Source organism: Pseudoxanthomonas sp. UC19_8 (genome assembly GCF_042700505.1).
Lineage (GTDB): Bacteria > Pseudomonadota > Gammaproteobacteria > Xanthomonadales > Xanthomonadaceae > Pseudoxanthomonas_A > Pseudoxanthomonas_A winnipegensis.
The window spans coordinates 3,382,357-3,399,281 of sequence record NZ_CP170559.1; the positions used below are offsets into that span (position 1 = coordinate 3,382,357).

Below are 16,925 nucleotides of genomic sequence, written 5' to 3' on the forward strand. Positions count from 1 at the left end.
GCCGACGTCAATCCCGATGCCAGCGAGGGCACCACCGCGCAGCAGGCCACCGGGCAGGCCGCGCCGAGCGCCGCCAACGCGCCGCGCGTGCGCGCGCCGGCCGATCACCTCACGGTGGTGGTCACCGTGGACCCGGGCGAACCGGTGCGCGTGCGCGATGCCGACATCCGCATCGAGGGCGAAGGCGGCAGCGACCGCTACCTAGCCCAGGACCTGAAGGACTTCGCGCCGCGCCCGGGCCAGGTATTCGACCACCAGACCTACGAGGCCAGCAAGCTGAAGATCGTGCGCCGCCTGGCCGAGCGCGGCTATCTGGATGCGGACTTTCAGGACCGCCGGGTCGAGATCACCCGCGCCCAGCATGCCGCCGACATCGACCTGTCCTGGGTCAGCGGCATCCGCTACGACATGGGCCCGACGATCTTCCATCAGGATTACTTCCGGCCCGGCCTGCTCGACCAGCTGGTTTACTGGGACGAGGGCAGCTACTACCACCAGGGCAAGCTGGACCGGCTGCGCCAGTCGCTGGTGGCGCTGGACTACTTCAGCAACATCGACATCCAGCCCGATCCCGATCACGCGGTGGACGGCCGCGTGCCGATCGACGTCAACCTCAAACTGGCCAAGCGCAACATCTACACCGCCGGCCTGAGCTACGGCACCGAATACGGCGCCGGTGTGCTGGCGGGCATCGAGCGCCGCTACGTCAACTCGCGCGGGCACAAGTTCAAGGCGCTGCTGGACTACGCGCAGAACCGCAAGTCGCTCACCGGCACCTACCGCATCCCGGCGTTCAAGTGGCTCGATGGCTGGTATGCGGCCACCGCGCAGCTATACGACGAGCAGACCGACTACATCGACACCCGCCGCATCGAGCTGATCGGCAGCCGCAGCGGCCAGCTCAACGAGAACTGGACGCTCACCGCCTCGATCCACGCCCTGCGCGAGCGCTGGAAGCTGGAGCTGGAGCTGGAGGACGAGAACGGCGACGGCGCCGAGGCGGCCGCGCCGTATCGCTACGCGACCTACGTCTATCCGCAGCTGGAGGCGCAGTACGTCAACGTGGACGATCGCCTGTTCCCGCGCAGCGGCATCGTCGCGCGCTCGACCCTGCGCGGCGGCCTGGAAGGCGCCGGCTCGGACACCAACTTCGCCCAGCTGCAGGTCGGCGCGAGCTGGTTCAAGGGCATCGGCGCCAACGACCGCTTCATCCTGCGCGGCGAGATCGGCCAGACCAGCGCCGGCTCGCCCGACGCGCTGCCGCCGAGCCTGCGTTTCTACGCCGGCGGCGACAACAGCATCCGCGGCTACCAGTACCGCGAGGTCGGTCCGCGCGTGCGCACCGAGGGCGGCGAGTATTCGGTCGGCGGCAAGAAGCTGATCACCGCCAGCGCCGAATACGAGCACTACTACAAGGGCGGCCCGTTCGGCGGCGCGATCTTCGTCGACACCGGCAGCGCCTACAACGACTCGCCCGATCTCAAGACCGGCGTGGGCGTCGGCGTGCGCTACCGCTCGCCGATCGGCCCGGTGCGGGTGGACATCGCCCACGGCCTGAACGATCCCGACTCGGTCGTGCAGCTGTACTTGAGCATCGGGACCAGCCTGTGAGCCGCACGCCGCAGGACCTCACCCCGGAAGAGCGCGAGGCGCGCATCGCCGAGCTGCGCGCCCGGCGCAAGGCGCGCATGCGCACGCTGGCCATCCGCAGCGCGATCGGCGTGGCCACGCTGGTGGTGGTGGCGCTGGTCGCGCTGTACTGGCTGCTGCAGACCGTGGCCGGCCGCGACGTGCTGCTGGCGCAGGTGATCGCGCGCCTGCCGGCCGGCAGTTCGCTGACCTACGCCAGTGCCGAAGGCCCGGTCGCCGGGCCGCTGACGCTGCGCGACGTGCACTTCCACATGGACGGCATCGACTTCACCGCCAAGCGTGTGCTGCTGGATCCGGACCTGCGCCCGCTGCTGGGCAAGCGCCTGCGCCTGGACCGGCTGGAAGTGGAGGACGCCACGCTGGAGGTCGCGCCCAGCCCGGACAAGCCGTTCGAGCTGCCGCGCTGGCCGGAGGTGATGCCGCAGATCGAGCTGCCGCTGAACCTGCAGGCCGACACGCTGCAGGTCGACCGGCTGCGCTACACCTCCGGCGGCGAACCGGTGATCTTCCTCGGCAGCATCCGCGGCGGCGTGGACCTGGGCGATGGCTATGCCGAAGCCAGCGCGGTGAAGATCACCAGCGACCGCGGCAACTTCTCCATCGACGGCCATTACCGGCCGGGCGACGATTACGACACCGACCTGACCGTGTCGGCCGGCTTCCCCGCCCCGCGCGGCAAGACGCCGGCGCGGCTGGGGCTGGTCGCGCGCGGCGACGTCAAGCACATGCAGGTGGCGGTGGGCGGCAACGCGCCGGCGCCGGTGCGCGTGCACCTGGACGTGCGCGGCGCGACCAAGCCGGACTGGGCCATGCGCGCGGTCAGCAAGCAGCTGGACCTGTCCCTGCTCGGCGTGGGTGCGGCCGATGCGCCGCCGCTGGCCTTCGACCTGCAGGCCAGCGGCACCGACGGCGGCGCGGCCATCAGCGGCCACGCCCAGCAGGGCGAGAACGCGGTGGTGATCGAGCCCTCGCACGTGCGCATCGACGACACCACGCTGACCGTGCAGCCGCTGGCGGTGCAGCTGCTCGACGGCCGCGTCACCCTCAACGGCCATGCCGACTTCACCCAGACCGAGGACCCGAGCTTCAAGTTCGCGGTCAACGCGCGCGGCCTGAAGTGGGGCGAGGGCGAGGCGCGCATCCAGGCCGATGCGGACCTGGGCGTGGCCGGGCGCAAGGCGGACTGGGCGGCGATCGGCACGGCCGATCTGGCGCGCGGACAGGACAAGGCGAAGGTGGACTTCGACGGCCGCGGCGACCTGGAGAAGGTGCTGCTCAAGACGCTCAAGGCGACCACCCCGGCCGGCGGGCTGCAGGTCACCGGCCAGGTCGGCTGGGCGCCGCAGCTGTCCTGGGACGTGGCGGCGACGCTGCAAAACTTCGACCCGAGCTACTTCGCCGCCGGCTGGAAGGGCGCGGTCACCGGCCAGCTGTCCAGCAAGGGCGCGCAGCGCGATCCGGCCGCGGGCAAGGGCACCGGCTTCGATGCGACGCTGGACATCCCGCAGCTGGGCGGCCGCCTGCGCGACCGCAAGCTGGCCGGCAGCGGCAACTTCGTCCTGCAGGGCGACAGCGGCCAGGGCAAGCTGGATCTGAGCCTGGGCGCCAGCCGCGTGCAGGCGCAGGGCAAGGTGGCCGACACGCTGGATATCGATGCGACCTTGAATCCGCTGGAGCTGGCCGACCTGCTGCCCGGTGCCACCGGCGTGCTGGCCGGCACGCTGAAGCTCTCCGGCCCGCGCGCCGCGCCGACCATCGAGGCCGACCTCACCGGCAACGCGCTCAAGTTCGACACCTATACCGCGCAGACCCTGAGCCTGAAGGGCCGGCTGCCGTGGAAGAGCGGCGATGGCCAGCTGGCGCTGACCGGCACCGGCGTGCAGGCCGGGCTGGCGCTGGACCGCCTGGACGTGCAGGCGCGCGGCGCGGTGCAGGACCTGCAGCTGCGTGCGCAGGCCGACAGCCAGATGGCCTCGCTCACCCTCGCCGGCGACGCGCGCCAGGCGCAGGACGGCGCCTGGTCCGGCACGCTGGAGACGCTGCGCATCGTCCCGTCCAAGGGCGATGCCTGGGCGCTGACCCAGGCCGCACGCTTCAGCCAGAAGGGCCAGGCCTTCACCCTGTCCGACAGCTGCCTGGCCGGCGGCGACGGCGGCAGCCTGTGCGTGTCGGCCGACTGGCCGCGCAACGGCGTGCGCGCGCACTCCGACCGCCTGCCGCTGACCCTGGTGCAGCCGTGGCTGCCGCAGCAGGACGGCCGCCAGCTCAGCCTGCGCGGTGACCTGACGCTGGAGGCCAACCTCAAGCCGCAGGCCAACGCCTGGCAGGGCCAGGTGCACATCGCCTCGATGGACGGCGGCCTGAAGATGGGCAAGAACAGCCGCGGCGAACTGGTCCACTACGATCACTTCAGCATCGATGTGGACATGACGCCGCAGAAGATCCACGGCCGCCTCGGCACGGGCTTTGCGGGCAATGGCTTCGTCGATGCGACCTTCGATACCGGCTGGGACAGCTACGCGCCGCTGACCGGCAACATCTATCTCTACAACGACCGCCTGTTCTGGCTGGAGCTGTTCTCGCCGGACTTGGTGCGCCCGCAGGGCAAGCTCAAGGGCCACATCGGCCTGGCCGGCACGCGCGGCGCGCCGCTGCTCAGCGGCGAGGCCGACCTGAGCGACTTCACCGGCGACCTGCCGGCGCTGGGCATCACCCTGGTGCAGGGCAATGCGCAGCTGACCGCGCTGTCCGACGGCACCGCGCAGATCAAGGGCAGCGTGAAGTCGCAGTCGGCCACCGGCGGCGGTGGCACCGGCGGCGCGCTGTCCATCGATGGCTCGCTGGGCTGGCAGGGCGGCGACGAGCCGCTGCTGTTTCACGTGCGCGGCGAGAACTTCCTGGCTTCGGACACCACCCAGCTGCGCGCGGTGATCGACCCGGACATGACCATCGCCCTGCAAGGCAAGGTGCTGGGCGTCGGCGGACAGGTCACCGTGCCCTCGGCCAACCTCAACCTGGAGAAGCTCAGCGAAGGCGTGTCCACCTCCGAGGACGTGGTGGTGCTGGACCCGGCCGACCCGGAGGAAGGCGGCAGCTCGCTGCTCAAGCTGGACCTGGCGGTGAACCTGGGCGACCAGGTGCGGATGAAGGGCTTCGGCCTGGAAGGCTCGCTGCAGGGCCAGATGAGCGTGCATTCGCGCGCCGGCCGCGCCATGTCGGCCACCGGCCAGCTCAACGTCGATGGCCGCTACACCGCCTATGGGCAGAAGCTGACCATCACCCGCGGCGAGCTGAGCTGGAGCAACGACGACGTCTCCGACCCCAACATCAACATCCGCGCCGAACGCGAAGTGGTCAGCGCCGGGGTGACCGCCGGCATCGACGTCACCGGCCGCGCCAGCGCGCCGCGCGCCAGTGTCTGGTCCAACCCGGAGACCTCCGAATCCGACGCGCTGGCCTACCTGGTGCTGGGCCGCCCGCTGAGCACCGCCAGCAGCCAGGAAAGCGCGCAGGTCAGCGCCGCGTCCTCGGCGCTGTCGGCCGGCGCCGGCCTGCTGGCCTCGCAGCTGGGCGCCAAGATCGGCCTGGACGACGCCGGCGTGCTGGAGTCGCGCACGATGGGCGCCTCGGTGTTCGGCATCGGCAAGTACCTCTCGCCCAAGCTCTACGTCAGCTACGGCGTGGCCATGGTCGGCGGCGGCTCGGTGGTCACCCTCAAATACCTGCTGCGCAAGGGCTTCAACGCCGAGATCGAATCGTCCACCGTGGAAACGCGCGGGTCGATCAATTGGCGCAAGGAGAAGTAGTCCTCATCGCCAGCAGCGCAAAGGCGCTGCGCGGCCAGCTCAACATCTTCAAAGGTCAAGGAATCAGGCCATGAACCGGGAAGACTGTATCGCTGTTGGATCGCGCCTGTTCGCGATCTTCCTGTTGATCACGTTGCTGCGGTCGTTCCTGCCGAGCATGGCGGCGCTGCGCGCGCAGCACGACACCACGGCGATGGCCTGGAGCCTGGCGGTGCTGGTCCTGGGCCTGCTGATCTGCGCCGCGCTCTGGCGTTTCCCGCTGACCATCGCGCGCAAGCTGCTGCCGGTGATGAAGGAGCCGCGCGCCGATCACGCCATGGGCGCCTCGACCGCGCTGTCGGTAGGCCTGACCCTGCTCGGATTCTGGACGCTGCTGACGGCCCTGCCCGACGCCAGCTACTGGGTCACGATCTACCTGCTGACGCGACACGAAGCCTCCGGATATTTCGCCTGGGGCCCCGAGCAGTTGGGCGGCGTGGTCTCGACCTTGCTGCAGCTGGTCCTGGCGGTCTGGATGATCTTCGGAAGCACGGGTCTGCAGCGCCTCGTCACCCGTGTGCGATACGGCCGCGACCTCGACTCCGCCTGACCGCACTCGGCTCCGCGGACAACGATCTGGCGGACTTTTGCAGCGCACCGGCTTTCGCACGACACGCCGCCCATGACCAAACCGTCATGCGCTTCCCATTTGCCCGCGCGCGCGGGCGGCCGCTACTGTCGCCGCCACGTTTCGCATCGCATCCGGATCCACATGACCCGCACCCTGCCCCTGGCCGCCTCGCTGGCACTGCTGCTGTCCTCCACCGCCCGTGCCGACGAAGGCATGTGGCTGCCCACGCAGCTACCGTCGCTGGCCGAGCCGCTGCGTGAGGCGGGTTTCCGCGGCGATCCGGCCGCGCTGGCCGATGTCACGCAGGCGCCGCTGAGCGCGGTGGTGAAGGTCGGCGGCGGCACCGGCTCGTTCGTCTCGGGCGACGGGCTGCTGGTCACGAACCACCACGTGGCCTACGGCGTGATCCAGTACAACACCAAGGCCGGCGCCAACCTCATCGACGATGGCTTCGTCGCGCAGGCGCGCGGCGAGGAGCTGCCGGCCAATCCGGATTTCCGCGTGCTGGTCACCACCGCCTTCGACAAGGTCACCGACCAGGTGCTGGCCGATGCGAAGGGCAAGACCGGCCGCGCCTACTTTGATGCCGTGGACGCGGCCAGCAAGCGCCTGGTGGCCGCGTGCGAGGCCGCCGGCAACGTGCGCTGCAGCGTGGCCACGATGGACTACGGCGCGGACTTCTATCGCGTGACCCAGCTGGAGCTGCGCGACATCCGCCTGGTCTATGCGCCGCCGCGCGCCATCGGCAACTACGGCGATGAGATCGACAACTTCATGTGGCCGCGCCACGCCGGCGATTTCACCTTCCTACGCGCCTATGTCGGCAAGGACGGCAAGCCGGCCGATTACAGCGCCGACAACGTGCCCTATCAGCCGCCGGCGTTCCTCAGGATGGCCGTCGAGGGGCCGAAGGAAGGCGACTTCGCCATGCTGGCCGGCTATCCCGGCATCACCTATCGCAACCGCACCGCGGCCGAGTTCGAGGCGCAGGTCGGCCATGTGCTGCCGGCGCGGGTGGCGGTGTTCGATGCGCTGATCGCGCAGATCGAACAGGCCGGCAAGACCAATGCCGAGGCGCGCACGCGCTATGCCTCGCAGCTGCAGTCGCTGAAGAACAACCGCAAGCGCGCCGCCGGCGAGCTGGAAGGCCTGCAGCGCAGCGACGCCGCGCGCCTGCGGGGCGCCGACGAGGCCGGCATGCTCGGGGCCACGCGCGGCGCGCAGAAGCAGCAGATCGATCAGCTGCAGCAGCTGCTGGCCCAGGGCCAGGCGATGGGCGATCGCGACCTGCTGCTGGGCCTGGTCGCCGGGCAGACCCAGCTGCTGCGTTCGGCGCTGACCCTGGAGCGCCTGCGCCTCGAATCGGCCAAACCCGATGCGCAGCGCGAGACCGGCTACCAGCAGCGCGACCAGGCCCTGATCGAGGGCCAGCTCAAGCAGGTGCAGCGCCGCTACGACGCGAGCACCGAGAAGGCGCTGCTGACCGTGCTGCTGGGCCGCTACCAGCAGCTGCCCGAGGCGCAGCGCGTGCCGGCCTTCGATGCCGCCTTCGGCCGCACGCCGGCCGAACTGGCCAAGGCGCTGGACGCGCTGTACGGCGCGACCACGCTGGGGACCGAGCGCGAGCGCCTGTCGCGCTTGGCCGCCGCGCGCCAGGGCCAGCCGCTGGCCGACGACGCGCTGATCGCGCTGGCCGCCAGGCTGGTGCCGGCGCAGCTGGAGCTGGAGAACGCCCGCAAGACGCGCGAGGGCGATCTGCTGCGCCTGCGTCCGGCCTACATGCAGGCGCTGGCCGCCTGGCGCGCCAAGCAGGGCCGCGCCAGCTATCCCGATGCCAACAGCACCCTGCGCGTGAGCTTCGGCCGCGTGACCCCGCTGGCGCCGCGCGACGCGGTGGCCTATGCGCCGCTCACCACGGTGACCGGCATCGTGGAGAAGAACACCGGCACCGTGCCCTTCGATGCGCCCAAGCCGCTGCTGGAGGCGATCGCCAAGGGCGATTTCGGCAGCACCGCCGACCCGGTGCTGAAGACCCAGACGGTGGATTTTCTGACCAACCTGGATACCACCGGCGGCAACTCCGGATCGCCCGTGCTCAACGCCAGGGGCGAGCTGATGGGCCTGAACTTCGACAGCAACTGGGAAGCGGTCAGCGCCAGCTGGTGGTACGACCCGCGCTACAAGCGCGCCATCCACGTCGACGCGCGCTACATTCGCTGGCTGCTGGCCAAGGTCTATCCGGCCCCCGCCCTGCTGCGCGAGATGGGCGTGCCGGCGCAGTAGGCAACGCTCTGCCTTTGGCCCCCTCCCTTTCGCCGAAGGCGAAGGGGAGCTCGAAGTCGCGAACTAGCGACTGAGGGGGAGGGGCGCTTTTCGCTCCTCGCTTCAAGATCTGTGCGACCTGACGCCCCCCCTCCCAGCCTCCCCCTGCTGCGCAAGGGGAGGGGCAAGGTGCGTGCCTTACTCTGCTTCCCTGGCCCCTCACCGGAAGCATGCAGCAGTGACCCATCCCGCAACCGTAATCGCCGTGGATCACACGGGCTTTGCCGTTTCCTCGTTGGACGAGTCCCTCCGCTTCTGGACGCAAGCGCTCGGCTTCACGCTGCGGCGGCAGTCGGAGATGGGCGGCGAATTCCTCCGTGAGGTCACAGGGGTGGCCGATCCGAGCGTGCGGACCGCGATCGTCGAGGCGCCGGATGGGTTCGCGATTGAACTGCTGCAGTACTCCGGAGGCCGCGAGCATGGAGCCGTACCGGAGAGCGCAGGTGCGATCGGCGCCGCCCACCTGGCGCTGGCCGTGAAGGACATCCACGCCGCCATCGCGCGCGTCGAGGCGGCGGGTTGGAAAGCGAAAGGCAGCCCGCAGCCGATTCCCGGCGGGCCGCGCAAGGGGACACTGGTTGCCTATGTCGCAGGCCCCGATCGCATCACGATCGAGTTCATGCAGACGCCAGCGGAATGATCGGGCGCGTGAGAGGCCTAGCCGCGCCTGCAGTCCAAGTGATTAGCAGCACTTCGTTCGACGATGTCGCCGCGCTGGGGCGCAATCCAACGGGAACTGCGATTAGCGAACCAGTCAGTGAAAAGACTGCTGCTCTTCGGTAGAAATCGCCTCGGCTGAGGCAACCCCCTCCCGGCCTCCCCCTGCTGCGCAAGGGGAGGGGCGGAGCGTGAGCTAGGTGACCTTCTTGAAGACCGTGATGCCCAGGACGAACAGGATCACGGCGATGATGATGAAGGCCCAGAACAGGAACTTGGCGATGGCGAACGCGCCGCCGGCGATGCCGCCGAAGCCGAGTACGCCGGCCACCACACCGATGATGGCGAAAATCAGCGCCCACTTGAGCATGGGATGTCTCCTTGCACGGTCAGATGGCGGCACCCTAGCCAGCGCGCGGTGCGCATCGGGTGAGGACGCGCAGACGCGATGCTCACATCCCGCGTAGCCCGGCCCGGCTCGCGACGGCAGCGTGGCGCGTTGCTGAGGTATCCCATAGCCGCGCGGGCCGGCGCATGCTGACGGCCCGCCAACCTCGCAATCCCTGCAATCCTCTTCGCCTCTGGCCTCTGGCCTCTGGCCTCTGGCCTCTGGCCTCCAGCGCAAGTCTCCCGCGCAATCCCGCCCTAAACCAACGAACCGCCCGTCAACGCACCACGCGCGGCCGCTGCTCTCAGCGCATCAACGGCGCGTGCAGCTGCACGTCCTGCTCGCGCGACTGCACCTGCGGCGGTGGCGCCTGCGGGACCTGCAGGACCTGTGCGCTCTGCTCCAGCGGCTGGCGGCTGGCCTGGGCGCTTTCGACATGGCTGCGCAGGGCGTCGGGCGCGCCAGGCTGGCCCTGGACGGAAAACAGCCGGCCATCGCGGCCTTCGTGCACGCTGTCGATCCGGCGCAGGCCATCCTGCTGCGCCTGTGCCGCCATCGCCGCGGCGGTCTGGCGGAAGGCCATCCTGTCCAGGGCGGCACCGGTCTGCGTGCGTCCCAGACCTTGCGCGGCATCGTCGTAAAGGCGGTTGCCGGACAGGCCATCAGGCGCCGCAGCCGGCGCGCCGAGCCGTGGCTTGGCGCTGGTATCGACATACGTCGCGCTGGTGGAGACCTGGCCCTTGGACACGCCCAGCGCCTTGAGGTCGACCTCGATCTGCGGCGCGCCCTTGCCCGGGTGGTAATGCGCCTCGGCCTGGCCGGCGTAGTCGAGCAGTTGGGAAACGTTCTGCTGCGGGTAGCCGCGCGCTTCGTAGAAGTAGGTGTTGACCGCGGCCAGGTTCTCCTTGGTCTCCGCCATCTTCAGCCCGTCCAGCGTGATGCCCGGACGCGGCGTGTAGGTCGGGTTGGCCGGCGTGCCGCCCTTCTGGATGTACGGATCCATGTCGCTGGGCGAGGTGTTGTAGACATCGCGCAGCGTCGCCTTGGGATTGTCCTTGAGCACCTGGGCGACCACGACGTTGTAACCGGTCAGTTCGGCATGCGTCTCCAGGCTGCGCGAGGTCTCGTTGAACTGCTTGATCACCGCGGTGTAGTCGTGGACCTTGCCGCCGCTGCCGGCCAGCGCATTGACGCCTTTCTCCAGGCTGGCGTCCGAGGTCATGATCTGCGCGCGATCGGCCGCGTGCTTGACCTCGTGGCCCAGGGTGAAGCGCACCGAGTTGAGCATCTCCGGGTCGGTGCGCGCGATGTGCAGCTGGCTGGGGGAAATCTGGATGGTGCGCGAATCGCCCATGTAGACGCCCAGCGCGCCGTTGACGTTGAGCGCCTCGATCCTGTCCAGCTGCTTCTTCTCGATCGCGTCGAGCACATTGGCCTTCAGGCCCGGCGTGCTGTCCAGCACGGCCTTGAGGTCTTCCCCCGGATGCACGCTGCCGCTGGCATTGGCCTTGTCGAAGGCCTCCAGCATCGATTGCAGCTGCTGTTCCGGAGTGGGCGAGGGCTTGCCTGCGACGTGCTTGTCGTTCATGTCCTGGTCCTCGCCGACGCTACTGGTAGACGCCGATCACCATGGACGCCACGCAGTCCGGCGCGGGCGAGGCGCCGCGCGCGGGGCGGACATGCAGGTTCACGCTCACGCCCTGGCGGGTGAAGTACCAGGCTTCGTTGCCGCGGTGGCCGGCCGGCAGGTGCTGGCCGGAGAAGCCGGCGGCCGCCAGCGCGCTGCGGTAGCCCTCGACGCTGGCGCAGGGCGCGGCCGCATCGTCGGGCTCGAAGGAGAGCAGCAGGCTGTCGACCTGGCCGGAGGCGTTCTTGTGCGAGGACACCAGGCTGTAGCGGCCCTGGCCTTCGACCGGGCCGGCGATGCCATAGATCGTCGGATCTTCGGCATTGACTTCCACCTCCACGCCCGTCAGGCGCTGCAGCTGCGCCGGTGCGAGATCCTCGCGGCTGTGGATGCCGTCGATCAGGCGCAGGACGCGCTGGTTGAGATCGTCCAGGCTCAGGGGCGGCGCGGTGGTGGCATTCATCATCGGATCCTTCGAAGGGATGGAAGCGGCGGCGGGGGCGGCGTCCGGACGCGTCGGTGTCGCGCAGCCCGTGGTCGCAAGGCCGCTCAGGGCCAGCCAGATCAGGCGCAGGGAGACGACGGCGGCAGATGGGGTCGGACGGTGCATGGAGATCGGTCTCGCTGCGAGAGAGAGGCCACCCCCGGATGGCCCGGTTCACCTTCTAGCAGCGCCCCGGAAAGCGGTCAAACCCGTCAGCTGCGACGTCTGTCCCAGCTTCAGTGTCTTCACCGGAAGAACTGGCTCGGCGTCTGCCCGAAGCGGCGCTTGAACATGGTCGCGAATGCGCTGGGGCTGTCGTAGCCCAGCGACAGCGCCACATCGATCACCTTCTCGCCCACCGCCAGGCGTTCCAGCGCGCGCAGCAGCCGCGCCTGCTGGCGCCACTGGCCGAAGGTCATGCCCAGCTCGCGCTGGCACAGGCGCTGGATCGTCTTGACGTCCACGTCCAGGCGCGCGGCCCAGTCATGCAGGGTGGAGGCATCGTCGGGCGCCTGTTCCAGCTGGCGGCCGATCGCGCGCAGCCGCGCGTCGCGTGGCTCGGGCAGATGCAGGGGCAGCACCGGCAGGGTCTGCAGTTCGTCCAGGATCAGGCGCATGAGCCGGCCATCGCGCGAGTCGGCCGCGCACGGCGAGGCGACCTCGGCCGCGGCATGGATCAGCGCGGCCAGCAGCGGCGTCACCGAGACGGTCGAAGGCGCCTTCGGCGCGGCCGGCAGCGCGCCGGGCAGGATGTACAGGCTGCGCATGCGCACCAGGCCGATGCAGTGCACCTGATGCCCGACGCCCGCCGGCATCCAGAGCGCGCGCGTGCTCGGCACCACCCAGCGGCCATCGCCGGCGCGTACCGCCAGCACGCCGCCTTCGGCATAGACCAGCTGGTGCCGGTCGGGATGGTGGTGCAGCGGAATCAGGGTGTCGGCGGGGTAATCGCGGGCCAGGCAGGTCACCGGCACGTCGGCGGCCGCCCCGACGCGACGGGATTCGCCCAGGCCCTCGATGTCCTTTTCGCGGGAGGTCATGACCAGATCGCGCAAGAAAGGCGTCGGCCGCGACTTTACCATGCGCCCCCTGCCCGTCCCGGACCGTGCCGCCGTCATGTCGACCACCACCGCGCCCCTGCCCGCCCAGCCCGCCACGTCAGCGCCCGCGCGCGGCCCGGTCGCGGTGGGCGTGCTCGCCGCGCTGACCGGCTCGCACCTGGTCAACGACATGATGCAGTCGCTGATCCTGGCGCTGTACCCGATCCTCAAGGGCCAGTTCCAACTCAGCTTCGCCCAGGTCGGCCTGATCACCCTGACCTATCAGCTCACCGCCTCGCTGTTCCAGCCGCTGATCGGCCTGCGCACCGACCGCAAGCCGGCGCCGTACTCGCTGCCGATGGGCATGGGTTCGACGCTGTGCGGCCTGTTGCTGCTGGCCTATGCGCCCAACTTCGTCATGGTGCTGTGCGCGGCGATGCTGGTAGGCATCGGCTCGGCGGTATTCCATCCCGAGTCCTCGCGCATCGCGCGGCTGGCCTCGGGCGGGCGGCATGGGCTGTCGCAGTCGGTGTTCCAGGTCGGCGGCAATACCGGCACGGCCATCGGCCCGCTGATCGCCGCGGCGGTGATCGTGCCCAACGGGCGCACCAGCGTGGCCTGGTTCGCCGGTGCGGCGCTGATCGGCATGGGCCTGCTGACCTATGTCGGGCGCTGGTACGGCCTGCAGCTGGCGCGCAGCGCGGCCAGGCCCAAGGCGGCGGCGCCGGCGGGCATTGCGCCGCTGCCGCGGCGCACGGTGGCCTGGGTGATCGGCGTGCTGCTGGTGCTGATCTTCAGCAAGTACTTCTACATCGCCGGCATCAGCAGCTACTACACCTTCTTCCTGATCCAGAAGTTCCACCTGTCCGTGCCCAGCGCGCAGCTGCATCTGTTCGGCTTCCTGCTGGCCTCGGCGGCGGGCACGCTGATCGGCGGGCCGGTGGGCGACCGCATCGGCCGCAAGCCAGTGATCTGGGCCTCGATCCTGGGCGTGGCGCCGTTCGCGCTGCTGCTGCCCTACGCCAGCCTGGGCTGGACCACGGTGCTGACGGTGATCATCGGCTTCGTGCTGTCCTCGGCGTTCTCGGCGATCCTGGTCTATGCGCAGGAGCTGATGCCGACCCGCATCGGCACGGTGTCCGGGCTGTTCTTCGGCTTCGCCTTCGGCATGGGCGGGCTGGGCGCGGCGGTGCTGGGCGTGCTGGCCGACCACACCAGCATCTTCTGGGTCTACCAGGTGATCTCGTTCCTGCCGCTGCTGGGCATCGTGGCCGCCTTCCTGCCCAACCGCCGGCACGCCTGAGCCGGTGTGCGGCCCGGCCCGCGCGGCAGCAGCTACCGCGCGCCGATGCCGCTGATCAGCAGGACCAGGATCACCGCGACGACGACCAGCAGCACCGGCACCAACCGCCGGACGCCCGACCGTCGGGTTCGCGGATTCGCATCACCCGGTAATCCCGCCGCCTCCGGCGATCGACGCGTCGTGGCCTCGGCTGGGCGAGCGGACGAGGACTGCGCGAGGGTCAGCTGGGTCAGCCGCGCCATGTAGCGGTCGGCGAAGGCGATCTGCTCGGCCTCGGGCAACTGCTGGACGACGGCCTCCAGCGCGCGACCGGCCTGGCGCAGCATCCGATCCTGCGGGCCTGCGAATTCGCGCGCGTGTTGTTCTGCCAACTGCTCTGGATCGGGGATCATGGTGACGTCCTGTCAGGGGTGGTACTTCCGAGCCGGCCGGCGATCCACGGCCCTTAGTTCTTCTAGCAGCGGCTCGGCATCGCGTCAAACCGCAATTTGGACATGCGCGGTGAAAGTCAACCGCTTGGACTGGCGCACGCAGGACGCCACAATCGCCGGCCCTGTAGTCCCGGTTGAACCACGCAATGGCAGCACTCTCCGCGGCGCTCGCGCGCCAGATCGCCCAGACCATCGCCGACGAGATCGGCGCGCAGGCCGCGCAGGCGCAGGCCGCCATCGCCCTGCTGGACGAAGGCGCCACGGTCCCGTTCATCGCGCGCTACCGCAAGGAAGTCACCGGCGGGCTGGACGACACCCAGCTACGCACACTGGAAACGCGCCTGGTCTACCTGCGCGAGCTGGAAGACCGCCGCGCCTCGATCCTGGCCAGCATCGACGAGCAGGGCAAGCTGACCGACGAACTGCGTAACGAACTGCTCGCCGCCGACAGCAAGTCGCGCCTGGAAGACCTCTACCTGCCCTACAAGCCCAAGCGCCGCACCCGCGCGCAGATCGCGCGCGAGGCCGGCCTGGAGCCGCTGGCCGACGGCCTGCTGGCCGACCCCACGCGCGTACCGGAGGACTTCGCCGCCGGCTTCGTCGATGCCGACAAGGGCGTGGCCGACGCCAAGGCCGCGCTGGAGGGCGCGCGCGCCATCCTGATGGAGCGCTGGGGCGAGGACGCCGCGCTGCTGGGCGAACTGCGTACCTGGCTGCAGGACAACGGGGTGATCCGCGCCCGCGTGGTGGAAGGCAAGGAAGACGCCGGCGCCAAGTACCGCGACTACTTCGACCACAGCGAGGCGCTGGCCAGGATTCCCTCGCATCGCCTGCTGGCCCTGTTCCGCGCGCGCCGCGAGGAGTTCATCCAGCTCGACCTGGAGCCCGGCGCTGACGTCGAGGCCGGCAACGCCTACGCCGAAGGCCGCATCGCGCGCGCGGCGGGCATCGACCACCGCGGCCGCCCGGCCGACGCCTGGCTGGCGCAGGCCTGCCGCCTGACCTGGCGCGCCAAGCTGCACCTGCATCTGATGCTGGACCTGTTCAACCAGGCGCGCGAGAAGGCCGAAGGCGAGGCCATCGAAGTGTTTGGCGACAACCTCAAGGACCTGCTGCTGGCCGCCCCGGCCGGGCCCAAGACCGTGCTTGGCCTGGACCCGGGCATCCGCACCGGCTGCAAGGTCGCCGTGGTCGATGCCACCGGCAAGCTGGTGGCCACCGACACCATCTACCCGCACGAACCCAAGCGCCAGTGGGAGCAGTCGCTGCAGACGCTCAAGCGCCTGTGCCAGCAGCACGACGTGGCGCTGATCGCCATCGGCAACGGCACCGCCAGCCGCGAGACCGACAAGCTGGCCGGCGAGGTCATCAAGGCCTGCAACAACCCCAAGCTGCAGAAGATCGTGGTCAGCGAGGCCGGCGCCTCGGTGTATTCGGCTTCGGAAACCGCGGCCAAGGAATTCCCCAACCTGGACGTGTCGCTGCGCGGCGCGGTGTCCATCGCCCGTCGCCTGCAGGATCCGCTGGCCGAGCTGGTGAAGATCGAACCCAAGGCCATCGGCGTGGGCCAGTATCAGCACGACGTGGACCAGTTCCGCCTGGCGCGCGCCCTGGATGCGAAGGTCGAAGACTGCGTCAACGCGGTCGGCGTGGACGTCAACACCGCCTCGGCCGCGCTGCTCACGCGCGTGTCGGGCCTGTCCCAGGCCGTGGCCGAGAACATCGTGGTCTACCGCGACCAGCACGGCCCCTACCCCACCCGCAAGGCGCTGCTGAAGGTGCCGCGCCTGGGCGAGAAGACCTTCGAGCAGTGCGCCGGCTTCCTGCGCATCAGCGACGGCGAGCAGCCGCTGGACGCCTCCGCGGTGCACCCGGAGGCCTACCCGGTGGTCGAGCGCATCCTGGCCCAGGCCGACGGCAAGACCATCAAGCAGATCATCGGCGACACCGCCTTCCTGCGCGGGCTCAAGGCCGAACGCCTGACCGATGAGACCTTCGGCGTGCCCACCGTGCGCGACATCCTCAAGGAGCTGGAGAAGCCCGGCCGCGACCCGCGCCCGGAGTTCAAGGCCGCGCGCTTCGCCGAGGGCGTGGAGGACATCAAGGACCTGCGCGAAGGCATGATCCTGGAAGGCGTGGTGAGCAACGTGGCCGCCTTCGGCGCGTTCGTGGACATCGGCGTGCACCAGGACGGCCTGGTCCACATCTCCGCCCTGTCCGACACCTACGTCAAGGACCCGCGCGAGGTGGTCAAGGCCGGCGACATCGTCAAGGTCAAGGTGCTCGAGGTGGACGTGGCCCGCAAGCGCATCGCCCTGACCCGCCGCCTGGACGACGTCCCCGGCGCCCCCACCAGCGGCCCGCGCGAGGACCGCAATGCGCGGGGTAATGAACGTGGCGGCCCGCGCCACGGCGGCGGCAACGCACGGCCGCCCAAGCCCACCTCACCGCCGGCGGACAACGCGCTGGCCGCGGCGTTTGCGCGGGCGCGGGGGAAGTGATCGCGGTGGCGGTCTGAGGACGGGTGATCCGCACGCGCCCAGCCCGCCCAACCGCCATCCCCGCGCAGGCGGTAAGCCAGGGAGTTTCGCGCGGGCTTTGCCAGCG

General features: G+C 70.0%; 11 protein-coding genes and 1 pseudogene. 7 read left to right on the plus strand and 5 right to left on the minus strand.

What is annotated here, in order from left to right:
* Positions 1 to 57 precede the first annotated feature (57 nt).
* The 5 genes and pseudogenes from ACFJIT_RS15015 to ACFJIT_RS15035 all read left to right on the plus strand — a co-directional run.
* Positions 58 to 1,611: pseudogene (locus tag ACFJIT_RS15015) on the plus strand (autotransporter assembly complex family protein); the annotation flags it as partial.
* Positions 1,612 to 1,688: 77 nt separating this feature from the next.
* A complete protein-coding gene (locus ACFJIT_RS15020) occupies positions 1,689 to 5,456 on the plus strand; it encodes a translocation/assembly module TamB domain-containing protein (protein WP_379655782.1) in 3,768 nt (1,255 codons plus the stop codon).
* Between the two features lie 70 nt (positions 5,457 to 5,526).
* Positions 5,527 to 6,045 carry a hypothetical protein gene (locus tag ACFJIT_RS15025; protein ID WP_379654093.1) on the plus strand — a complete coding sequence of 173 codons (519 nt, stop codon included), beginning with the start codon at positions 5,527 to 5,529 and terminating at the stop codon, positions 6,043 to 6,045.
* 162 nt (positions 6,046 to 6,207) lie between these two features.
* Positions 6,208 to 8,349 carry a S46 family peptidase gene (locus tag ACFJIT_RS15030; RefSeq protein ID WP_379654094.1) on the plus strand — a complete coding sequence of 714 codons (2,142 nt, stop codon included), beginning with the start codon at positions 6,208 to 6,210 and terminating at the stop codon, positions 8,347 to 8,349.
* A gap of 190 nt (positions 8,350 to 8,539) precedes the next feature.
* On the plus strand, positions 8,540 to 9,028 hold the full coding sequence (locus ACFJIT_RS15035; RefSeq protein WP_379655783.1) for a VOC family protein: 489 nt from the start codon (positions 8,540 to 8,542) through the stop codon (positions 9,026 to 9,028).
* A 213-nt stretch (positions 9,029 to 9,241) separates the two neighbouring features.
* Here ACFJIT_RS15035 and ACFJIT_RS15040 read toward each other — a convergent pair whose 3' ends face one another.
* The 4 genes from ACFJIT_RS15040 to ACFJIT_RS15055 form a co-directional block, all read right to left on the minus strand.
* Entirely contained in the window at positions 9,242 to 9,415 is a 174-nt protein-coding gene (locus tag ACFJIT_RS15040) for a DUF1328 domain-containing protein (protein ID WP_130514813.1), read from the minus strand.
* Between the two features lie 322 nt (positions 9,416 to 9,737).
* Positions 9,738 to 11,021 carry an XVIPCD domain-containing protein gene (locus tag ACFJIT_RS15045; RefSeq protein ID WP_379654095.1) on the minus strand — a complete coding sequence of 428 codons (1,284 nt, stop codon included), beginning with the start codon at positions 11,019 to 11,021 and terminating at the stop codon, positions 9,738 to 9,740.
* Between the two features lie 19 nt (positions 11,022 to 11,040).
* Positions 11,041 to 11,523, minus strand: coding sequence for a hypothetical protein (locus tag ACFJIT_RS15050; RefSeq protein WP_205954987.1), 483 nt, complete (start codon positions 11,521 to 11,523; stop codon positions 11,041 to 11,043).
* 266 nt (positions 11,524 to 11,789) lie between these two features.
* The gene (locus ACFJIT_RS15055; RefSeq protein ID WP_379654096.1) at positions 11,790 to 12,584 is read right to left on the minus strand and encodes an AraC family transcriptional regulator; all 795 of its coding nucleotides are present in this window, start codon (positions 12,582 to 12,584) and stop codon (positions 11,790 to 11,792) included.
* A 76-nt stretch (positions 12,585 to 12,660) separates the two neighbouring features.
* On the opposite strand from ACFJIT_RS15055, the gene ACFJIT_RS15060 reads away from it, so the two are divergent.
* Complete coding sequence (locus tag ACFJIT_RS15060) at positions 12,661 to 13,887, plus strand: MFS transporter (RefSeq protein ID WP_130514808.1); 1,227 nt, start codon at positions 12,661 to 12,663, stop codon at positions 13,885 to 13,887.
* Positions 13,888 to 13,919: 32 nt separating this feature from the next.
* On the opposite strand, the gene ACFJIT_RS15065 is transcribed toward ACFJIT_RS15060, so the two are convergent.
* Positions 13,920 to 14,279, minus strand: a complete 360-nt coding sequence (locus ACFJIT_RS15065) for a hypothetical protein (RefSeq protein ID WP_130561377.1) — start codon at positions 14,277 to 14,279, stop codon at positions 13,920 to 13,922.
* A gap of 185 nt (positions 14,280 to 14,464) precedes the next feature.
* Between ACFJIT_RS15065 and ACFJIT_RS15070 the strand changes: the two genes are divergently transcribed.
* A complete protein-coding gene (locus ACFJIT_RS15070) occupies positions 14,465 to 16,819 on the plus strand; it encodes a Tex family protein (protein WP_379654097.1) in 2,355 nt (784 codons plus the stop codon).
* Positions 16,820 to 16,925: the final 106 nt, after the last annotated feature.